This window comes from Enterobacter sp. A103 (genome assembly GCF_034427535.1).
GTDB lineage: Bacteria > Pseudomonadota > Gammaproteobacteria > Enterobacterales > Enterobacteriaceae > Enterobacter > Enterobacter asburiae_B.
Genome location: NZ_JAXQPQ010000003.1, coordinates 88,471 through 108,960 on the forward strand (window position 1 = coordinate 88,471; position 20,490 = coordinate 108,960).

Annotated in this window: 19 protein-coding genes; 11 read left to right on the plus strand and 8 right to left on the minus strand. The window is 55.3% G+C overall.

Going from position 1 to position 20,490, the window contains the following annotated elements; translation table 11 throughout:
* Positions 1-7: 7 nt before the first annotated feature.
* Both aceE and pdhR read right to left on the minus strand, forming a co-directional pair.
* The gene (gene aceE / locus SPH27_RS10825; RefSeq protein WP_023310418.1) at positions 8-2,671 is read right to left on the minus strand and encodes a pyruvate dehydrogenase (acetyl-transferring), homodimeric type; all 2,664 of its coding nucleotides are present in this window, start codon (positions 2,669-2,671) and stop codon (positions 8-10) included.
* Between the two features lie 244 nt (positions 2,672-2,915).
* Positions 2,916-3,680 (minus strand): pyruvate dehydrogenase complex transcriptional repressor PdhR, encoded by a 765-nt coding sequence (gene pdhR / locus SPH27_RS10830; protein ID WP_008501960.1) that lies wholly within the window; start codon positions 3,678-3,680, stop codon positions 2,916-2,918.
* Positions 3,681-3,943: 263 nt separating this feature from the next.
* On the opposite strand from pdhR, the gene SPH27_RS10835 reads away from it, so the two are divergent.
* The 4 genes from SPH27_RS10835 to SPH27_RS10850 all read left to right on the plus strand — a co-directional run bounded on the left by SPH27_RS10835 (position 3,944) and on the right by SPH27_RS10850 (position 8,111).
* A complete protein-coding gene (locus SPH27_RS10835; protein WP_080934400.1) occupies positions 3,944-4,171 on the plus strand; it encodes a hypothetical protein in 228 nt (75 codons plus the stop codon).
* A gap of 46 nt (positions 4,172-4,217) precedes the next feature.
* Positions 4,218-5,588: an aromatic amino acid transporter AroP gene (gene aroP, locus SPH27_RS10840; RefSeq protein WP_029739677.1), complete on the plus strand. Its 1,371-nt coding sequence runs from the start codon at positions 4,218-4,220 to the stop codon at positions 5,586-5,588.
* A gap of 164 nt (positions 5,589-5,752) precedes the next feature.
* On the plus strand, positions 5,753-7,150 hold the full coding sequence (locus SPH27_RS10845; RefSeq protein ID WP_033144647.1) for a glycoside-pentoside-hexuronide (GPH):cation symporter: 1,398 nt from the start codon (positions 5,753-5,755) through the stop codon (positions 7,148-7,150).
* 10 nt (positions 7,151-7,160) lie between these two features.
* Positions 7,161-8,111, plus strand: coding sequence for a family 43 glycosylhydrolase (locus SPH27_RS10850; RefSeq protein WP_182071467.1), 951 nt, complete (start codon positions 7,161-7,163; stop codon positions 8,109-8,111).
* Between the two features lie 18 nt (positions 8,112-8,129).
* Here SPH27_RS10850 and ampE read toward each other — a convergent pair whose 3' ends face one another.
* Both ampE and ampD read right to left on the minus strand, forming a co-directional pair.
* Positions 8,130-8,984, minus strand: a complete 855-nt coding sequence (gene ampE, locus SPH27_RS10855; RefSeq protein WP_033144645.1) for a beta-lactamase regulator AmpE — start codon at positions 8,982-8,984, stop codon at positions 8,130-8,132.
* Between the two features lie 9 nt (positions 8,985-8,993).
* On the minus strand, positions 8,994-9,545 hold the full coding sequence (gene ampD / locus SPH27_RS10860; RefSeq protein ID WP_182071468.1) for a 1,6-anhydro-N-acetylmuramyl-L-alanine amidase AmpD: 552 nt from the start codon (positions 9,543-9,545) through the stop codon (positions 8,994-8,996).
* Positions 9,546-9,632: 87 nt separating this feature from the next.
* Here ampD and nadC point away from each other — a divergent pair, with 87 nt between their 5' ends.
* The 4 genes from nadC to hofC all read left to right on the plus strand — a co-directional run bounded on the left by nadC (position 9,633) and on the right by hofC (position 13,705).
* Positions 9,633-10,526 carry a carboxylating nicotinate-nucleotide diphosphorylase gene (gene nadC, locus SPH27_RS10865; protein ID WP_182071469.1) on the plus strand — a complete coding sequence of 298 codons (894 nt, stop codon included), beginning with the start codon at positions 9,633-9,635 and terminating at the stop codon, positions 10,524-10,526.
* A 174-nt stretch (positions 10,527-10,700) separates the two neighbouring features.
* Positions 10,701-11,138 carry a prepilin peptidase-dependent pilin gene (gene ppdD, locus SPH27_RS10870; protein ID WP_058840541.1) on the plus strand — a complete coding sequence of 146 codons (438 nt, stop codon included), beginning with the start codon at positions 10,701-10,703 and terminating at the stop codon, positions 11,136-11,138.
* Positions 11,139-11,148: 10 nt separating this feature from the next.
* A complete protein-coding gene (gene gspE, locus SPH27_RS10875) occupies positions 11,149-12,531 on the plus strand; it encodes a type II secretion system protein GspE (RefSeq protein WP_182071470.1) in 1,383 nt (460 codons plus the stop codon).
* Positions 12,521-13,705, plus strand: coding sequence for a protein transport protein HofC (gene hofC, locus SPH27_RS10880; protein ID WP_182071471.1), 1,185 nt, complete (start codon positions 12,521-12,523; stop codon positions 13,703-13,705). The genes gspE and hofC overlap by 11 nt, the downstream gene beginning before the upstream one ends.
* A 43-nt stretch (positions 13,706-13,748) precedes the next feature.
* On the opposite strand, the gene SPH27_RS10885 is transcribed toward hofC, so the two are convergent.
* Positions 13,749-14,792 (minus strand): GMP reductase, encoded by a 1,044-nt coding sequence (locus SPH27_RS10885; RefSeq protein WP_064673239.1) that lies wholly within the window; start codon positions 14,790-14,792, stop codon positions 13,749-13,751.
* 228 nt (positions 14,793-15,020) lie between these two features.
* On the opposite strand from SPH27_RS10885, the gene coaE reads away from it, so the two are divergent.
* From coaE to yacG, 3 genes are read left to right on the plus strand one after another with little or no spacing between them, the layout of a single operon-like run.
* Entirely contained in the window at positions 15,021-15,641 is a 621-nt protein-coding gene (coaE, locus tag SPH27_RS10890) for a dephospho-CoA kinase (RefSeq protein WP_182071472.1), read from the plus strand.
* Positions 15,641-16,384, plus strand: a complete 744-nt coding sequence (gene zapD / locus SPH27_RS10895) for a cell division protein ZapD (protein ID WP_023310405.1) — start codon at positions 15,641-15,643, stop codon at positions 16,382-16,384. The genes coaE and zapD overlap by 1 nt, the downstream gene beginning before the upstream one ends.
* Before the next feature lie 9 nt (positions 16,385-16,393).
* On the plus strand, positions 16,394-16,588 hold the full coding sequence (gene yacG, locus SPH27_RS10900) for a DNA gyrase inhibitor YacG (RefSeq protein WP_182071473.1): 195 nt from the start codon (positions 16,394-16,396) through the stop codon (positions 16,586-16,588).
* A gap of 34 nt (positions 16,589-16,622) precedes the next feature.
* On the opposite strand, the gene mutT is transcribed toward yacG, so the two are convergent.
* The 3 genes from mutT to secM are packed head-to-tail and all read right to left on the minus strand — an operon-like array spanning position 16,623 to position 20,340.
* A complete protein-coding gene (gene mutT / locus SPH27_RS10905; RefSeq protein ID WP_023310403.1) occupies positions 16,623-17,015 on the minus strand; it encodes an 8-oxo-dGTP diphosphatase MutT in 393 nt (130 codons plus the stop codon).
* A 57-nt stretch (positions 17,016-17,072) separates the two neighbouring features.
* The gene (gene secA, locus SPH27_RS10910; RefSeq protein ID WP_023310402.1) at positions 17,073-19,778 is read right to left on the minus strand and encodes a preprotein translocase subunit SecA; all 2,706 of its coding nucleotides are present in this window, start codon (positions 19,776-19,778) and stop codon (positions 17,073-17,075) included.
* 58 nt (positions 19,779-19,836) lie between these two features.
* A complete protein-coding gene (gene secM / locus SPH27_RS10915; RefSeq protein ID WP_048975096.1) occupies positions 19,837-20,340 on the minus strand; it encodes a secA translation cis-regulator SecM in 504 nt (167 codons plus the stop codon).
* Between the last annotated feature and the right edge of the window lie 150 nt (positions 20,341-20,490).

Consider the following 20,490-nt stretch of genomic DNA (forward strand, 5'->3'; position numbering starts at 1 on the left):
TTACCTCTTACGCCAGACGCGGGTTAACTTTTTCTGCATCGATGTTGAATTTGGTGATTGCGTCCGCAACCACTTTCTTATCGATTTCGCCACGTTTAGCCAGTTCGCCCAGTGCTGCTACAACCACGTAAGAAGCATCAACTTCGAAGTGGTGACGCAGGTTTTCGCGGCTGTCAGAACGACCGAAGCCGTCAGTACCCAGAACGCGATAATCATCAGCTGGAACGTAAGTACGAACCTGCTCAGCGAACAGTTTCATATAGTCAGTAGACGCCACCGCTGGCGCGTCGTTCATCACCTGAGCGATGTACGGAACGCGTGGAGTTTCCAGTGGGTGCAGCATGTTCCAGCGCTCACAATCCTGGCCATCACGCGCCAGTTCGGTGAAGGAGGTCACAGAGTACACGTCGGAACCCACGCCGTAGTCTTTCGCCAGAATCTGCGCTGCTTCACGTACGTGACGCAGGATAGAGCCGGAGCCCAGCAGCTGAACTTTACCTTTGCTACCTTCGATGGTTTCGAGTTTGTAGATACCTTTACGGATACCTTCCTCGGCACCTGCTGGCATTGCCGGCATGTGGTAGTTTTCGTTCAGGGTGGTGATGTAGTAGTAAATGTTCTCTTGCGCTTCACCGTACATGCGCTGCAGACCGTCATGCATGATGACTGCCACTTCGTATGCGTAAGACGGATCGTAAGAGATACAGTTAGGGATAGTCAGAGACTGAATGTGGCTGTGGCCATCTTCGTGCTGCAGACCTTCACCGTTCAGAGTCGTACGACCGGAGGTACCGCCTACCAGGAAGCCGCGAGCCTGCTGGTCGCCTGCCTGCCAGCACAGGTCACCGATACGCTGGAACCCGAACATGGAGTAGTAGATGTAGAACGGGATCATCGGCAGGTTGTTGGTGCTGTAAGAGGTCGCAGCAGCCAGCCAGGATGCGCCTGCGCCCAGCTCGTTGATACCTTCCTGCAGGATCTGACCTTTCTCGTCTTCTTTGTAGTATGCAACCTGCTCACGGTCCTGCGGGGTGTACTGCTGGCCGTTCGGGCTGTAGATACCGATCTGACGGAACAGACCTTCCATACCGAAAGTACGCGCTTCGTCGGCGATGATTGGAACCAGACGATCTTTGATCGACTTGTTCTTCAGCATCACGTTCAGGGCACGAACGAAAGCGATAGTGGTGGAGATCTCTTTGTTCTGCTCTTCCAGCAGCTGAGAGAAGTCTTCCAGCGCTGGCAGTTCCAGCTTCTCGGTGAAGTTAGGCTGACGAGCTGGCAGGTAGCCTTTCAGCGCCTGACGACGTTCGTGCAGGTACTTGTGCTCTTCAGAACCTTCCGGGAAGGTGATGTAAGACAGGTTTTCTACCTGCTCATCGGTCACTGGAACGTTGAAACGGTCGCGGATGTAACGCACGCCGTCCATGTTCATTTTCTTAACCTGGTGAGCGATGTTTTTACCTTCTGCGGTATCACCCATGCCGTAACCTTTGATGGTATGGGCCAGGATTACAGTCGCTTTACCTTTGGTTTCACGCGCTTTTTTCAGTGCAGCGTAGACTTTCTTCGGATCGTGACCACCGCGGTTCAGAGCCCAGATCTGCTCATCAGTCCAGTCTGCAACGAGTGCTGCGGTTTCAGGATATTTGCCGAAGAAGTGCTCACGAACGTAGGCACCGTCTTTGGATTTGAAGGTCTGGTAGTCACCGTCAACGGTTTCGTTCATCAGCTGGATCAGTTTACCGCTGGTGTCTTTACGCAGCAGCTCATCCCAACGACCGCCCCACATGACTTTGATCACGTTCCAGCCAGCACCTGCGAAGATGCCTTCCAGTTCGTTGATGATCTTGCCGTTACCGGTTACCGGACCATCCAGACGCTGCAGGTTACAGTTGATGATGAAGCACAGGTTGTCCAGCTTCTCACGGGTTGCGATGGTGATCGCACCTTTGGATTCTGGCTCATCCATTTCGCCGTCGCCCAGGAAGGCGTAAACGGTCTGCTCAGAGGTGTCTTTCAGACCACGGTGTTCCAGGTATTTTAGGAATTTAGCCTGATAGATCGCACCGATTGGGCCCAGACCCATAGATACGGTCGGGAACTGCCAGAATTCAGGCATCAGTTTAGGGTGCGGGTAAGAAGACAGACCTTTACCGTGAACTTCCTGACGGAAGTTGTTCATCTGCTCTTCAGTCAGACGACCTTCCAGGAATGCACGTGCATAGATGCCCGGAGAGATGTGGCCCTGGAAGTACACCAGATCGCCGCCGTCTTTCTCGTTCGCTGCACGGAAGAAGTGGTTGAAGCACACTTCGTAAACGGTTGCAGAAGACTGGAAGGACGCCATGTGGCCACCCAGTTCCAGGTCTTTCTTGGATGCGCGCAGAACGGTCATGATGGCGTTCCAGCGGATTGCAGAACGGATACGACGTTCCAGATCCAGATTGCCCGGGTATTCCGGTTCGTCTTCGACGGCAATCGTGTTTACGTAGTTGCTAGCCCCTGCACCTGAAGCAACCTTCACACCGCCTTTGCGGGCTTCAGAAAGCAGCTGATCAATCAGATACTGAGCGCGCTCAACACCTTCTTCACGGATGACCGATTCGATCGCCTGTAGCCAGTCGCGAGTTTCGATCGGATCCACGTCATTTTGGAGACGTTCTGACATGGGGGTATTCCTTATCTATCTAATACGTTGATTTGTCTGGAACCTGTCCCATTGTGCTCTTTGTTCTTAATATTTCGGGTTATCTCTTTGTTGGCTGCGCTTTCTCACCCCGGTCACATAGTTCGCTATGCTCCCGGGGATTCGCGCGCTTGCCGCCGCGATATAACCCGAACTATTTGAACAACCAAAAGCACAATAAGACAGGTTCTGCGTTTAGTTGCCGCGCTCTAAAAGTACCTGGCGCTTAATCCTTTCGTTGCTGTATGCGGCGTAATGAACGTTCGCGACGCGATTGTTCACGGCTGCGGTCCAGCAAGATTTCCTCAATGAAAGCCAGATGTCGGTGCGACGCTTCGCGCGCCTGCTCCGGTTCCCCGGCCATTATCGCCTCGAATACTCGGGTGCGATGGTTGCTTACCAGTGGGAGCATGTCCCGACGGGCATACAACAATTCAAAATTCTGACGAACGTTCTGGGCCAGCATCGGCTCCATGCAGCGTAGCAGATGGAGGAGCACCACGTTGTGGGCCGCTTCGGTGACGGCGATTTGATACTGGACGACGGCGCTGGACTCGGCGTCTAGATCGCCGGACTGCTGTGCCCGTTCAATGGCCTGATGCAGTTCGCGGATACGCACGCGATCTTCATCAGTGCTGCGAAGGGCGGCGTAATAGGCCGCAATACCTTCAAGCGCGTGACGGGTCTCAAGCAGGTCAAACTGGGATTCTGGGTGGTCAGAGAGAAGTTCTACCAGCGGATCGCTGAAGCTCTGCCACAGGCTGTTTTGCACAAAGGTTCCGCCGCCCTGGCGACGAAGCAGCAAGCCCTTTGCTTCGAGACGTTGAATCGCCTCACGCAGAGAGGGACGTGAAACGTCGAACTGTTTTGCCAGCTCGCGTTCTGGCGGAAGTTTCTCACCCGGGCGCAGAGTCCCTTCGAGGATTAAAAACTCCAGCTGCTGCTCAATCACATCAGATAGTTTTGGTTGGCGAATTTTGCTGTAGGCCATATTCCCTGTCTTACGCCTTTTTGCCCGGAGTCAATTGGTCTTACCAATTTCTATTTCGTATCGCTAAAGTAACAAAGTATTCACCTTCTGTCCATATTGGTTTTGATTGAAATCAGTAAACCCTGCACATTTTAACAACCTTACAGAAATAACGTTTCAGAAATGTAACTTTGCACAAATGAGTTGATTACTCCTTTAGAGGGAGTTTTAACCATAATGAAACGAGGGTTTTTGCAATCTGAAGCGATTCAACAAGGCAAATAATGAAAATTCGCCCACTTACGGAGCATTTCTATTCTATAGGTTGGGTTAGGAAGAATGAGCGGGCCGATTTACAAATGCTTTCTTTTTATTCAAGTCGTCATCACCCCTTCATAAAGCAGGTGCATTCGCAGGCGCTTACCACTATTCTTGCGCTTACGGAAGTCATGTCCGCTTTTTTCGGTCTCGTTAACCGTAAAGAAATAAATACAGAATATGGATTTTCATAATTACACACGCACAGCGTGAACATAACAACCACACACGAGGTTTCAAATGGAAGCTCAACAGCACGGCGATCAGCTAAAGCGCGGGCTTAAAAACCGCCATATACAGCTCATCGCACTGGGCGGTGCGATTGGTACCGGCCTGTTTCTGGGCAGCGCATCCGTTATCCAGTCAGCCGGTCCCGGCATTATTTTGGGTTACGCGATTGCCGGCTTTATTGCCTTTCTGATTATGCGCCAGCTGGGTGAAATGGTCGTTGAAGAGCCGGTCGCAGGCTCCTTCAGCCACTTTGCCTATAAATATTGGGGCAGCTTTGCCGGTTTCGCCTCGGGCTGGAACTACTGGGTGCTGTACGTTCTGGTTGCCATGGCCGAGCTTACCGCCGTCGGGAAATACATTCAGTTCTGGTATCCCGAGATCCCAACCTGGGCCTCCGCAGCGGCTTTCTTCGTCATTATTAACGCCATTAACCTGACCAACGTAAAAGTGTTCGGTGAAATGGAGTTCTGGTTTGCCATTATTAAGGTGATTGCCGTAGTGGCGATGATTATCTTCGGTGGCTGGCTGCTGTTCAGCGGCAACGGCGGCCCGCAGGCAACCGTGCGCAACCTCTGGGAACAGGGCGGATTCCTGCCTCACGGCATGACCGGTCTGGTGATGATGATGGCCATCATCATGTTCTCCTTCGGCGGTCTGGAGCTGGTGGGCATCACCGCCGCTGAAGCCGACAACCCGGAGCAAAGCATTCCAAAAGCCACTAACCAGGTTATCTACCGCATTCTGATCTTCTATGTGGGCTCGCTGGCCGTGCTGCTCTCCCTGCTGCCGTGGACGCGCGTGACCGCCGACACCAGCCCGTTTGTGCTGATCTTCCACGAGCTGGGCGACACCTTTGTAGCAAACGCACTCAACGTGGTTGTTCTGACAGCAGCGCTCTCCGTTTACAACAGCTGCGTATACTGCAACAGCCGCATGCTGTTCGGCCTGGCCCAGCAGGGCAACGCGCCTAAAGCGCTGCTCAACGTCGATAAACGCGGCGTGCCGGTAAACACAATTCTGGTTTCGGCGGTTGTGACCGCGCTGTGCGTGCTCATTAACTATATGGCACCGGAATCGGCGTTTGGCCTGCTGATGGCACTGGTGGTCTCTGCCCTGGTCATCAACTGGGCGATGATCAGCCTGGCGCACATGAAGTTTCGCCGCGCCAAGCAGCAGCAGGGCGTCACCACCCGCTTCCCTGCCCTGCTCTATCCGCTGGGCAACTGGGTGTGCCTGGTGTTCATGGCGGCCGTGCTGGTGATCATGCTGATCACGCCGGGTATGGCGATTTCCGTCTACCTGATCCCGGTCTGGATTGCGATCCTTGGCGTGGGCTATCTCTTCAGCCAGAAAAGCCGTAATGCCATGAAAGCACACTAAGCCTCTCTCCGCGGCGCCTGCTTTTGCGGGTGCCGCGCGTTGTTACCTCCCTCACACTTTCACGCCCACAGCGCATTTATCCATATCACCGCCCTGATACTGCAACGCATATATTCCTTTGCCAGCAAATAATTCTCTCCATACCGTAAACCGGAGAGCTGTCGATGGATAACAACACACTGTCAGTAAAAGAAAAAATCGGCTATGGGATGGGAGACGCGGGATGCAACATCATCTTCGGCGCCATCATGCTGTTTGTTAACTATTTTTATACGGATATTTTTGGCCTCGCCCCTGCGCTGGTTGGCGTGCTGCTGCTTTCCGTGCGCGTGATTGACGCCGTAACGGACCCGATCATGGGCGCGATTGCTGACCGTACCCGCAGCAAATATGGTCGGTTTCGTCCATGGCTGCTGTGGATCGCTTTCCCCTACGCTCTGTTCAGCATTCTGATGTTCACCACGCCGGAGTGGAGCTATAACAGCAAAGTTATCTATGCGTTTGTCACCTACTTCCTGCTCTCTTTAACCTATACGGCCATCAACATTCCCTACTGCTCGCTGGGCGGGGTGATCACCAACGATCCAAAGGAGCGCGTGGCCTGCCAGTCGTATCGCTTCGTGCTGGTCGGCATCGCCACGCTGCTGCTCTCATTAACGCTGCTGCCGATGGCCGACTGGTTTGGCGGGGATAACAAAGCCAAAGGCTATCAAATGGCGATGACCGTTCTGGCGCTGATTGGAACCTGCATGTTCCTGTTCTGCTTCGCCACCGTGCGCGAGCGCGTGCGCCCGGCGGTACAGACCAACGACGAGCTGAAAAACGATCTGAAAGACGTGTGGAAGAACGACCAGTGGGTACGCATTCTGCTCCTGACCCTGTGCAACGTCTGCCCGGGCTTTATCCGCATGGCGGCCACCATGTATTACGTCACCTGGGTGATGGGCCAGAGCACCCATTTCGCCACGCTGTTTATCAGCCTGGGCGTGGTCGGCATGATGCTCGGCAGCGTGCTGGCAAAAGTGCTGACCGACCGCTGGTGCAAGCTCAAGGTCTTCTTCTGGACCAATATCGTTCTGGCGATTTTCTCAACCGCCTTTTATTTCTTCGACCCGAAAGCCACCGCCACCATCGTGGTGCTCTACTTCCTGCTGAACATCCTGCACCAGATCCCGTCTCCGCTGCACTGGTCGCTGATGGCCGACGTGGACGACTACGGCGAGTGGAAGACCGGTAAGCGCATCACCGGGATCAGCTTCTCCGGCAACATCTTCTTCCTGAAGCTGGGGCTGGCGATTGCCGGGGCGATGGTCGGCTTCCTGCTCTCCTGGTACGGCTATGACGCGGGCGCAAAAGCGCAGAGCGCGGACGCCATTAATGGGATCGTGCTGCTCTTTACCGTCATTCCCGGCATTGGATACTTAGTTACCGCTGGCGTAGTGCGCCTGCTGAAAGTGGACCGCGAAACCATGAAGCAGATCCAGTCCGATCTGGAAAAGCGTCGCAATAACTACCGCGAGCTGAATGATTATCAGGAACTCAAAGCCGCAGAGACAAAATAAGGAAAGCCGAATGCAAACCTGGCCAAACCCATTTATTGAACAACGCGCCGATCCGTACATTTTACGCCACGAGGGGCAGTATTATTTTATCGCCTCCGTGCCGGAGTACGACAGGCTGGCGATCCGCCGCGCAGAGTCTCTGGAAGGCTTACGTAATGCCGAAGAAGTGGTGGTCTGGCACAAACCCAACACCGGCCCGATGAGCCAGCTGATCTGGGCGCCGGAACTGCACCACATCGACGGGAAGTGGTACATCTATTTTGCTGCAACGCACACCCAGGCGCTCGACGCGCTCGGAATGTTCCAGCACCGTATGTTCGCCATTGAATGTGCCGACGGCGATCCGCTCACCGGCACGTGGGTGGAGAAAGGGCAAATCAAAACGCCTTTCGATACCTTCGCTCTGGACGCCACCACCTTTGTACATCAGGGGAAACGCTGGTATCTGTGGGCGCAAAAAGCGCCGGACATCACCGGTAACTCCAATCTTTATCTGTGTGAAATGGAGACCCCGTGGACGCTGAAAGGCGAGCCGGTGATGCTCAGCAAGCCGGAGTATGACTGGGAGCGTCGCGGATTTTGGGTTAACGAAGGCCCGGCGGTGCTGGTTCATGGCGATAAGCTGTTTATCAGCTATTCCGCAAGCGCCACCGACGAGAACTACTGCATGGGTCTACTGTGGATAGACCTGAATGCCGATCCGCAAAACCCGGCAAACTGGCACAAATCCCCGCGTCCGGTGTTCGTTACCAGCTACGAAAATCGTCAGTACGGCCCGGGCCACAACAGTTTTACGCAAACGCCGGAAGGGGAAGATGTGCTGGTGTATCACGCGCGGAACTACACCGAAATTGAGGGCGACCCGCTGTACGATCCGAATCGCCATACCCGACTGAAGCTTGTCCGCTGGAATGAAAGCGGGATGCCTGATTTCGGCATCCCGCCCGCGGATACGCTTTAGCCTTTGCGGCGCGCTGGCCTACACCAGCGTGCCGTAGATAGTCAGCAGCGCCACGATAACCACCACCACAAACGACGTTTTCTTCGCCATGGAGACAGCGGCTTTCGGCGTTTCAATCTTGTCGGTATGCGGCTCACGCGCCAGCGAGAACTGCGCCAGACGCGTTAGCACCTGGTACTGCGACGTATGGCGATCGGCAAGAGAAGCGAACCATGCGGGCAGCGCTTTTTCACCGTGACCAATTAACGCGTACACCACGCCGACCAGACGCACCGGGAGCCAGTCGATCACGTGCAGGATGGCATCAATACCGGACTGCAGGCGTTCATGCGGCGTCAGATAACGGGCAAGCCAGGTCTGCCAGGCGCGCAGGAACGCATATCCCATCAGCAGTACCGGCCCCAGCGGGCCCCCCACTACAAACCAGAACAGCGGCGCAAGATAGTAACGGAAGTTAATCCACAGCAGCGCGTTTTGCAGCTCGCGCAGGAATTCGCGCTCGTCGCAGTCCGGCGGCACGCCGTGGATCATCGTCAGCTCGCTCGCCATGGCACCGCGCGCATGGGCATCGTCACGGGAGGCGGCTTTCAGGTATGCGTGATAGTGTAAACGCACCTTGCCTGCGCCAATGCACAGCACGCCGAGCAGGATCCACACCACCAGCAGCGGCACGTTGAAAAAGAGTCCGTACAGCGAACGCAGGAGCAGGAACGTAATGACCATCACCCCTGCCATCATCAGCAGCGTGCGCAGCATGGAAAAATGTTTGATACGGCGGAATAATACCTCCAGCCGGTGATCCAGATGCCAGTGCTCGCCGAGCTTAAACAGGCGTTCAGCGATGATAACCAGCAGCATGGTAAACAACGTCATGGTATCTCCTTATTCTGACGACGCGGTGAGCGTGGCGCGAAACCGGGGCCAGTCAAAGGCCGGACCGGGATCGGTTTTTCTCTCCGGGGCTATATCACTGTGTCCCGTGATATTTTCGGCGATAGCAGGGTAGAGTCCGATAAGCGTGCGGGTTACTGCCGCTAGCTGATGATACTGTGAATCGGTGTAGGGCGTCGTATCCGTGCCTTCCAGTTCGATCCCGATAGAAAAATCGTTGCACCGTTCGCGCCCGTGATACATCGACACGCCGGCATGCCAGGCGCGCTTATCAAAGGGAACATACTGAACCACTTCACCATCGCGACGAATCAGGCAGTGAGCCGATACGCGCAGATGTGCAATTTCAGCAAAGAAGGGATGAGCATCGGGATCAATCGTTCCCGTGAATAACGCATCGATCCACGGGCCGCCAAATTCACCCGGCGGGAGACTAATATTATGAACCACCAGCAGTGTGGGCTTTTCATCCTCCGGGCGGCAATCGTGGTGCGGCGAGGGCACGTGCCGCGCATCCACCAGCCATCCGTTTTCTAACAACATGCTGGAACTCCTTCTGTATGGTGCAATGACTCGGTTCAGAGTAGCATGTTTCAATATTATGATTCGTTACCAATTTGGAGTTTTATCATGCCGCCTCGCCGCTACAACCCCGACCACCGACGTGAAGCGCTTCTGGAACGTATTAATATGGATATTCCGGCAAGCGTCTCCCATGCTTTGAAAGAAGATCTGGGCGGTGACGTTAACGCTGATAAGGATATTACCGCACAATTGTTGCCAAAAGAGACGCGCTCGCACGCGGTCATTATCACCCGTGAAGACGGCGTTTTTTGCGGCAAGCGTTGGGTTGAAGAGGTCTTTACCCAGCTGGCGGGTGATGATGTGCAGATTATCTGGCACGTTGAGGACGGCGAGGCAATTACGGCAAACCAGCCGCTGTTTGAACTGGACGGTCCTTCCCGCGTCTTGCTGACCGGCGAACGTACCGCGCTCAATTTTGTACAAACGCTCTCTGGCGTGGCCAGCGAAGTGCGTCGCTACGTTGACCTGCTGGCCGGTACCCGCACCCAGCTGCTGGATACCCGCAAAACGCTGCCGGGCCTGCGCACCGCGCTGAAGTATGCGGTGCTCTGCGGCGGCGGCGCAAACCATCGCCTGGGCTTATCCGACGCCTTCCTGATTAAAGAGAACCACATTATTGCCTCTGGCTCCGTGCGTCAGGCGGTGGAGAAAGCCTTCTGGCTGCACCCGGATGTGCCTGTCGAGGTAGAGGTCGAAAGCCTGGAAGAGCTGGAGCAGGCGATCAAGGCCGGGGCCGATATCATCATGCTCGATAACTTCGAAACAGAGCAGATGCGCGAGGCGGTAAAACTGACTAACGGCCGGGCCCAGCTTGAAGTATCCGGGAACGTCACTTTCGAAACGATCCGTGAATTCGCCGAAACCGGCGTGGATTACATCTCCGTCGGCGCGTTGACCAAACACGTTCGCGCCCTCGACCTCTCAATGCGCTTCAAATAACGCATTCTCCCCTCTCCACCCGGAGAGGGGAATTTCAGCCCCGCTCGCAGATCCGCTGTTCTTCCCTGCAACACTGAATAAATTCTCTGAAGCCTCCTTCCCGTTCCCTTTTTTGCCTCTCGTTTCTGCTCTTTCTCGCTGACAAAGTAGCGCCACTTTGCATAAGGAGCAGATATGGACAGACAACAAGGCTTCACACTCATTGAGCTGATGGTGGTCATTGGCATCATTGCGATTCTGAGCGCTATCGGCGTTCCCGCCTATCAGAACTACCTGCGCAAGGCGGCGCTGACCGATATGCTGCAAACCTTCGTTCCCTACCGCACGGCCATTGAGCTTTGCGCGCTGGATCACGGTGGCGTGGAGAGCTGCGACGCCGGCAGTAACGGTATCCCTTCCCCCACCACGACACGCTACGTTTCAGGAATGAGCGTGGCGAAAGGGACCGTGACCTTAACAGGACAAGAGAGTCTTAACGGGCTGACGGTAACCATGACGCCACGGTGGAGCGACGGCAACGGTATGACGGGCTGGACGCGCGACTGCAACATCAGTGCTGACAGCGCCCTGAAACAGGCCTGCGAAGACGTTTTCCGCTTCGACAATAACTGAGGAGCGGATAATGAATACCGATCAACTCGTGGCGCTTTGTCAGCGCCATCACGCTCTGCTGCTCACCAGCGACAGTGAGATGGTCAGCATCGCCGTCGTGGGCAGCCCCGCGGCTGAACTCATGGAGGCGCTGCGCTTCGCGACCCAGAAACGGATTGATATTGAGTGCTGGAGCGCTGAGCGCATGGAAAAACACCGGCAGCTAACGTCACAATCGCATCTGCCCGTCGTTTCGCAAACACACTCGACGGTGGATATCCTCAACCACACGCTGCAGCAGGCAATCAACCAGCGCGCCTCCGACATTCATATCGAACCGATGGAGCATGCATGCCAGATTCGGTTACGCATCGACGGGGTTCTTTGCCCCCAGCCTCCGCTTTCCGCCTCGCTGGCAAGCCTGTTCAGCGCACGTTTAAAGGTGCTGGGTAATCTTGATATTGCAGAACGTCGTTTACCTCAGGACGGTCAGTTTACGATTGAGCTGGCAAACGAGCCGGTCTCGTTTCGGATCGCGACGCTTCCCTGTAGCGGTGGTGAGAAAATTGTTCTGCGTCTGCTGCATCAGGTTCAGCAGGCTCTTGAGCCGAAAGCGCTTGGCATGAGCGCAGAACAACTGGCCTGTTTCAATGAGGTTCTCCACCAGCCGCAGGGGCTCATTCTGGTCACCGGCCCCACCGGCAGCGGCAAAACCGTGACGCTGTACAGCGCGCTGCAGGCGCGTAATACCCCTGACGTCAACATCTGTAGCGTGGAGGATCCGATTGAGATCCCCCTTGCGGGATTAAACCAGACGCAGATTAATCCCCGGGCGGGTTTAACATTCCAGAGCGTGCTGAGGGCGCTGCTGCGTCAGGATCCAGACATGATTATGGTCGGCGAAATCCGTGACGGTGAAACGGCAGAAATTGCCATTAATGCCGCCCAGACCGGTCATCTGGTGCTGTCAACGCTGCACACCAACTCGACGACGGAAACCCTGATTCGCCTGGAGCAGATGGGCGTCGCGCGCTGGATGATATCTTCCGCGCTGTCGATGGTGATTGCCCAGCGGCTGGTCCGGCGTTTGTGCCCGCACTGTCGCCGGGAAGCCAGCGAGCATGCTGAATTACCGCGCGCCGTATGGTCCAGACCGCTTCCACGCTGGCAGCCCACCGGCTGCGATCGCTGTTATCACGGTTTTTATGGCCGCGTGGCCATTTTTGAAGTACTGGCGATCGACAATACCCTGCGCCGGGCCATTGCCAGCGGGGCGGGAATCGAAGTAATAGAGGCGAGTGCCCGGCAGGCGGGAATGATTTCTCTTTTTGAGCACGGCTGCATGGCCGTCGAAAAAGGGCTGACCACGATCGAAGAGCTGGTACGCGTGCTGGGAATGCCGGATGGCTGCTAATCAGCTCTGGCGCTGGCGAGCGCTCACCAAAGAAGGTGAACCCCAAAGCGGAACACTCTGGGCCACAGACCGCAATGCCGCCTTCACCAGGCTGATGCGTAGCGATCTCCATCCTCTGGCGCTGACCCGATGCGCTCAGCGGCACCGCTGGCGGCCGCATCACTGCTACGAGATGTTTCGCCAGCTCGCGACGCTTCTGCAGGCGGGGCTGACGTTGTCCCACAGCCTGCAGATGCTGGCAGAGCAACATCCGTTAAAACCGTGGCAGGCGCTGCTGCAAAGCATTGCCGATGAGCTCAGTGAGGGATCCCCCTTTTCTGAGTCGCTAAAAAAGTGGCCAGCGGTGTTTAGCCCACTGCATGTCTCGATGGTGAAAACCGGTGAGCTCACAGGGAAACTGGAGGAGTGCTGCCGCCAGCTCGCGCAGCAGCAAAAAGCGCAGCAGCAGCTCAGAGAGAAAGTGAAAAAGGCCCTGCGCTATCCGGCGATCGTCCTGACGCTGGCCTTACTCGTGGTGCTGGCGATGGTCATTCTGGTCTTGCCCGAGTTTGCCGCGATCTACAAAACGTTTAACACGCCGCTTCCGATGCTGACACAAATGGTCATGGGGATGGCCGCATTTATCCAGTCCTATGCCCTCGCGTTGTTCGCCGCGTTATTAGCGCCCTTAGCCGCCGCCTGGGCTCTGAGGCAGAACCCTCGCTGGCAGCGCATGCTGATGCACATGCCCGTGATGGGCGCGCTGGCAAAAGGCCAAAAACTGGGACACATCTTTACCGTACTGTCACTTACGCAGCAGGCAGGTATCCCCTTTTTACAGGGACTGGAGAGCGCAGAGGAGACCGTTGAAAGTTGTTACTGGCGGGGGATACTCCGCAGCGTTCGGGAGGACATTGAAAAAGGTCTCCCCGTCTGGTCATCCTTTCAGAAAGCGGCCATCTTTACCCCGCTGTGTATTCAGCTTTTACGAACCGGTGAAATGTCAGGTGCGCTGGACATCATGCTGGCAAATCTCGCCCGGCACCACACGGAACAGACCTTTCAACGGGCAGATAATCTGGCGGCACTTCTCGAGCCAGTGCTTCTGATTGTGACAGGGGTCATCATCGGCACGCTTGTGGTGGCAATGTACCTACCGATTTTCCATCTGGGAGATGCGATGAGCACGGGTTAGGGCTACACAGTGCTGGCGCACGGGCATGCGCCAGCAGAAGCCATTACAGGCTATTGAACACGCGGTTTTCCTGTTCCTGAACACGAATAAACGTCGTACGTTTCGTCAGCTCTTTCAGGCGGGATGCCCCAACGTAGGTGCAGGCCGAGCGCAGGCCGCCGAGGATATCGCGCGCGGTGTATTCAACCGGGCCGCGCAGAGGTAGCTTCACGGTTTTGCCTTCTGCCGCACGGTATTTTGCCACGCCACCGACGTGACGGGTCATCGCGGATTCAGAGCTCATGCCGTAGAAGAGCATAAATTTCTCTCCATTTTCTTCCACAACGGTACCACCGCTCTCTTCGTGTCCAGCCAGCATACCGCCGAGCATTACGAAGTCTGCGCCGCCGCCGAAGGCTTTCGCAACGTCGCCCGGCATGGTGCAGCCGCCATCGCTGATGATCTGGCCGCCCAGACCGTGCGCCGCGTCGGCGCATTCAATGACTGCAGAGAGCTGCGGATAACCGACGCCGGTTTTGACGCGGGTCGTGCACACGGAACCCGGGCCAATACCCACTTTCACGATATCTGCACCGGAAAGGATCAGCTCTTCACACATTTCACCGGTCACCACGTTGCCCGCGATGATGGTTTTCGTCGGCCAGGCTTCACGCGCCTTGCTGACGAACTGCACGAAGTGCTCGGAGTAACCGTTCGCCACGTCAATACAAACGAAGTTGAGCGCCGGGTTAGCGTTCAGGATCTGTTTGGTCTTCTCGAAATCCGCATCGGAGGTGCCGGTAGAAACCATCACATGCTTCACCACGTCAGCAGGCGCGGTCGCAACAAACGCATTCCACTCTTCAGGGCTGTAATGTTTGTGCACGGCGGTGAGAATGTCGAACTGTGCCAGGGCGGTTGCCATCTCAAAGGTTCCCACAGTATCCATGTTGGCAGCGATGATCGGCACGCCAGACCAGGTCTGACCGGAATGCTTAAAGGTGAATTGACGTTCGAGTTCAACGTCTGAGCGACTTTTCAGTGTAGAGCGTTTAGGGCGGATAAGAACGTCTTTGAAACCTAACTTCAGATCTTCTTCGATACGCATGTGCGGATTCCTGGGGTTAGAGGCAAATATGTTAAAAGCACAACTCCAGTGACGTTATCATACGCGCTAATACCTGCTCCGCAAGACTGCGAAATTCTCTTTTTTTACGCTACAATCCTATAAATTTACCTGGTAAAAAGCAGGTAAACAGGGTCAAACAGTTGCTGGCGCACCTAATAGTTTTAAACAACTGATTTTAATAATGAATAATTCCCAGGATTTGAATTAATGGGGTATATCGTCGCATTAACCGGCGGCATCGGTAGTGGCAAAAGTACCGTTGCGGACGCGTTCTCTCGTTTGGGTATCACGATTATTGATGCCGATATCATTGCCCGCCAGGTGGTAGAGCCCAATACATCCGCGCTAAAGGCCATCGCAGAACATTTTGGTCAGGCAGTCATCAGTGCCGATGGCACACTGAATCGCCGTCAGCTTCGCGAATGTATTTTTTCTGATTCTGCGGAAAAAGACTGGCTTAATGCCCTGCTCCACCCCATCATCCACCAGGAAACTCAACGTCAGATAGCCGCAGCCCGCTCGCCCTATGTCCTGTGGGTGGTTCCGCTACTGGTTGAAAATCAGCTGCAGAAGAAAGCCGATCGCGTGCTGGTGATTGATGTCGCACCCGAAACGCAAATCCAGAGAACCATGACGCGCGATCGCGTCTCTCGGGAGCATGCTGAACAAATTCTTGCCGCTCAGGCTACGCGCGCTCAGCGCCTTGCCGTGGCGGATGATGTTATTGATAATAACGGCGCACCAGATGCCATTGCATCGGATGTTGCCCGTCTGCACGCGCAGTATCTGACGTTCGCCGCGCAGGCCGTTGCACAGGAAAAACCATAATGTCGACACACATCCTTTTTGAGCATCCGCTCAACGAAAAAATGCGCACCTGGCTGCGCATCGAATTCCTTATTCAACAACTTTCACAACATCTGCCTGTTAACGATCATGCCACCGCGCTGCACTTCTTCCGCAACGTAGGCGATCTGCTGGATGTGATTGAACGCGGCGATGTCCGCACAGAATTACTCAAAGAGCTGGAGCGCCAGCAGCGTAAATTGCAGGCATGGACGGAGGTCCCCGGCGTAGATCAGAGCCGTATCGACGCGCTCCGCCAGCAGTTGAAAAGCAGCAGTGCCGTCCTGATGGCCGCGCCGCGCGTCGGGCAGTTTTTGCGTGAAGACCGCCTGATTGGCCTGGTGCGCCAGCGTCTGAGCATTCCTGGCGGCTGCTGCAGCTTCGACCTGCCGACGCTGCATATGTGGCTACATATGCCACAGGCGCAGCGTGACGCACAGGTGAACAGCTGGCTGGCAAGCCTGGAGCCAATGCACCAGACGCTGTCGCTGATCCTCGATCTGATCCGTAACTCTGCGCCGTTCCGCAAGCAAACCAGCCTGAATGGTTTCTTCCAGGATAACGGTGATGATGCCGATCTTCTGCGTCTCAACCTGTCTCTCGGCGAACAGCTTTACCCACAGATTTCCGGGCATAAGAGCCGCTTTGCGATTCGCTTTATGCCGCTGGACAGTGAAAATGGCACCGTGCCGGAACGTCTCGATTTTGAACTGGCCTGTTGTTAAGGAGTGCCGATGTCTGATGTCACCACCGTAAGCTGCCCAACCTGTGGCAAAACCGTTGTCTGGGGCGAAGTCTGTCCGTTCCGCCCATTCTGCTGCAAGCGCTGTCAGCTCATTGACCTGGGCGAATGGGCGGCGGAAGAGAAACGCATTCCAAGCGAAGGCGATCTCTCGGATAGCGATGACTGGAGTGAAACCCAGCAGTAATCTGTAAAGCCTGCTGGCGCTTCGCTCAGCAGGCCTACGGTTGTGCGACTAACCGCAGGATCACGGGTTCATTAGCTGGCGGGAATTTTTCGGCATCACTTGCCTGAAGTTCCACCCAGTTACCCGGCTGTCCCTCTTTTCCCCAGGGTTCCCCCTCCCAGTTTTCTACCAGCCAGAACCACAGCGTGATGTGCCTGTCCGGAAACTGGTACTCAAGCTTATCAAACAGCGTTGCGCCAAGCGGCGTGATCCCCACCTCTTCCTGAAGCTCCCGAACCAGCGCCTCTTCCGGCGTTTCACCTGACTCGATTTTACCGCCTGGAAACTCCCACTTGTTCGCCATATGGGCGTCGGCAGCGCGCTGGGTGATGAAGATTTGGTTTTGCGGGTTGCGAATAATCCCGACGGCAATTTGCAGTATTTTCATATTGTCACTTCCATAAAAAAGGCGCAGATATCTGCGCCTTTTTGTTTTTTTATGAACTTAGCTCAGGCGGCCGTGGCACGCCTTGTACTTTTTACCGGAACCACACGGGCAAGGATCGTTACGACCCACTTTACGATCGCCGGTCTGCGCGGCGATCGCCGCTGCGGCTTCGCTGTCGTCGGTCTGATGACTCAGCTGTTGCATCTGTGCCAGGCGCTCGGCCTCTTCACGACGCTGCTGCTCCATCGCTTCCACTTCTTCCGGCATACGCACCTGAACCTTGCTCAGGGTGCTGATCACTTCGTACTTCAGTGATTCCAGCATCGAGGCAAACATGGAGAAGGATTCACGCTTGTATTCCTGCTTCGGATCTTTCTGCGCATAGCCACGCAGGTGAATACCCTGGCGCAGGTAGTCCATCGCCGCCAGGTGCTCTTTCCACAGGGAGTCGAGCGTCTGCAGCATTACGCCTTTTTCGAAATGACGCATCATTTCAGCGCCAACAACCTCTTCCTTACGCTTGTAGACGTCCAGCGCGGTTTCAAAGATACGTTCGCGCAGGGTCTCTTCGTGCAGCTCAGGCTCTTTATCCAGCCACTCTTTGATTGGCAGATCGAGGTCAAAGTCATTTTTCAGACGTTCCTGCAGGCCTTCGATATCCCACATCTCTTCCAGAGACTGCGGTGGAATATGCGCGTCGATGGTGGCTTTAAACACATCTTCACGAATGCTGTTGATGGTTTCGCTCACGTCGGACACGTCCAGCAGTTCGTTACGCTGAGTATAGATTGCACGACGCTGATCGTTAGCCACATCATCATATTCCAGCAGCTGCTTACGAATATCAAAGTTGCGGCTTTCCACTTTACGCTGTGCGTTAGCGATCGCTTTAGTCACCCAAGGGTGCTCGATGGCTTCGCCAGGTTTCATCCCCAGCTTACGCATCATGCCGGACACACGGTCGGAGGCGAAAATACGCATCAGCGCATCTTCCATAGACAGGTAGAAGCGGGATGAACCGGCATCACCCTGACGACCCGCACGGCCACGCAGCTGGTTATCGATACGACGAGACTCGTGACGCTCTGTACCGATAATGTGCAGACCGCCGGAAGCCAGGACGGCGTCATGACGAACCTGCCAGTCGGCTTTGATCTGGGCAATCTGTTCTGGCGTTGGGTTTTCAAGCTCCGCCACTTCAGCCTGCCAGCTACCGCCCAGCATAATATCGGTACCACGACCCGCCATGTTGGTGGCGATGGTTACGGCAGCCGGATAACCCGCCTGCGCAACAATGTCCGCTTCTTTGGCGTGGAATTTGGCGTTCAGAACGTTGTGTTTGATACCCGCTTTAGTCAGCTCGTGAGAAACCACTTCAGATTTCTCGATTGAGATGGTCCCCACCAGAACCGGCTGGCCGTTGGCAGTGCGGTCGCGAATATCTTCGATGATCGCCTGAATTTTTTCCGCTTCGGTCATGTACACCAGGTCCGGCATATCCTTACGGATCATTGGACGGTTGGTTGGAACGACCACGGTATCCAGCTTGTAGATGGAGCTGAATTCAAACGCTTCGGTATCAGCAGTACCGGTCATCCCCGCCAGCTTCTCGTACAGACGGAAGTAGTTCTGGAAGGTGATAGACGCCAGCGTCTGGTTTTCATTCTGAATATCCACACCTTCTTTGGCTTCCACAGCCTGATGCAGACCGTCAGACCAGCGACGTCCCTGCATGGTACGGCCGGTGTGTTCATCGACAATGATCACTTCGCCGTCTTTAACGATGTAATCGACGTCGCGGGTGAACAGCGCGTGGGCGCGCAGTGCAGCGGTCACGTGGTGCATCAGCATGATGTTGCTCGGGGAGTACAGGGACTCACCCTCTTCCATGATGCCTTCAGCTACCAGCAGTTCTTCAATTTTCACCAGACCACGTTCGGTCAGGTTCACCTGGCGCGCTTTTTCATCTACGGAAAAGTGGCCTTCACCCTGGAAGGTATCCGAGTCCTCTTTCTCCTGGCGCAGCAGGTGTGGAATGATTTTGTCGACTTTACGGTACATCTCGGAGCTGTCTTCAGCCGGGCCGGAGATGATCAGCGGGGTACGCGCTTCATCGATCAGAATGGAGTCAACCTCATCCACCAGCGCATAGTGCAGCTTACGCTGTACGCGCTCTTCCGGGCTGAACGCCATGTTGTCACGCAGGTAGTCGAAGCCGTATTCGTTGTTGGTGCCGTAGGTGATGTCCGCGTTATACGCTTCGCGCTTGGCTGGCGCAGGCAGGCCGGACATGTTGATGCCGACGGTCATACCGAGGAATTCGAACAGTGGGCGGTTGTTTTCGGCGTCACGCTGCGCCAGATAGTCGTTGACGGTAACCACGTGAACGCCTTTACCGGTCAGCGCGTTCAGGTAAGCCGGCAGCGTTGCGGTCAGGGTTTTACCTTCACCGGTACGCATTTCCGCGATGCAGCGCTCGTTGAGCACCATACCACCCAGCAGTTGAACGTCGAAGTGACGCATGCCGAATACGCGCTTACTCGCTTCGCGCACGACAGCAAACGCTTCCGGGATCAGACTTTCTAAGGTTTCACCTTTTTCCAGACGCGCGCGGAATTCCGCCGTTTTCGCTTTCAGCTCGTCATCAGAGAGCTTCTCCATCGCCGGTTCCATACCGTTGATGACGGCAACAGCTTTGCGCATACGGCGCAGGGTACGATCGTTACGACTACCAAAAACTTTAGTTAACAATTTGATTAGCATAATAAATTCTCAAACGCCCCATTGTGGGCAGATAAATTAAGGTATTGAAAAAGTTAATTTAGCTGAGGCGTTGCGGCCCGGCGCGAATGCCGTGAGCCTGGCTAATCCAGGTTGAAACAGAGAATGAAGCTGGTGAAACAAACGCACGCTGCGTTGTCTGAAGAACCATGACCGGCGGCTGGCTGTCCTGCGTGAGCAGCGCGTTGAGCGTGTCCAGCAGGGCAAGATGCTGAGCCTGCACCGGCAGCGCCTCTTCCGCAATAGGCATGGCCTGCGGTGCCATCGCAAAGGACAGATGGCGGATAACGGTGCGGATAGCGTGCTGGTGCCAGTAATCGACGGTGAAGTTTGGGCGGCGACTGGCTTCAAGCCACGCGAGGTTAGTGAAGTTAACCCGCGTGTTGAGATCGTGTTTAGTGGTGGAGGTTTTTGCGGGCGTCGCCGCTTCGGCACTGTTGCTGAGCGCAGGCAAGCCGAAACTCGCCGCGACCATCCCTAATAAGAGATGCGGCCAGAAGTAACGTCTGCCAAATTGTCGCCAGCGCGTCAGTATTCCGCTCACCTGCTCCACCCAATAAGCCAGCCTTGCAGAGGCTGAGTTCAGTTATTCATTTTAGCGCCCAGATAGTACCACTAAAGCCAATATACATCAGCAGGAATGAGGTGCCGCCGCGGAGAAAAACGGTCAAGAATGCAGCTAACGCACATAATT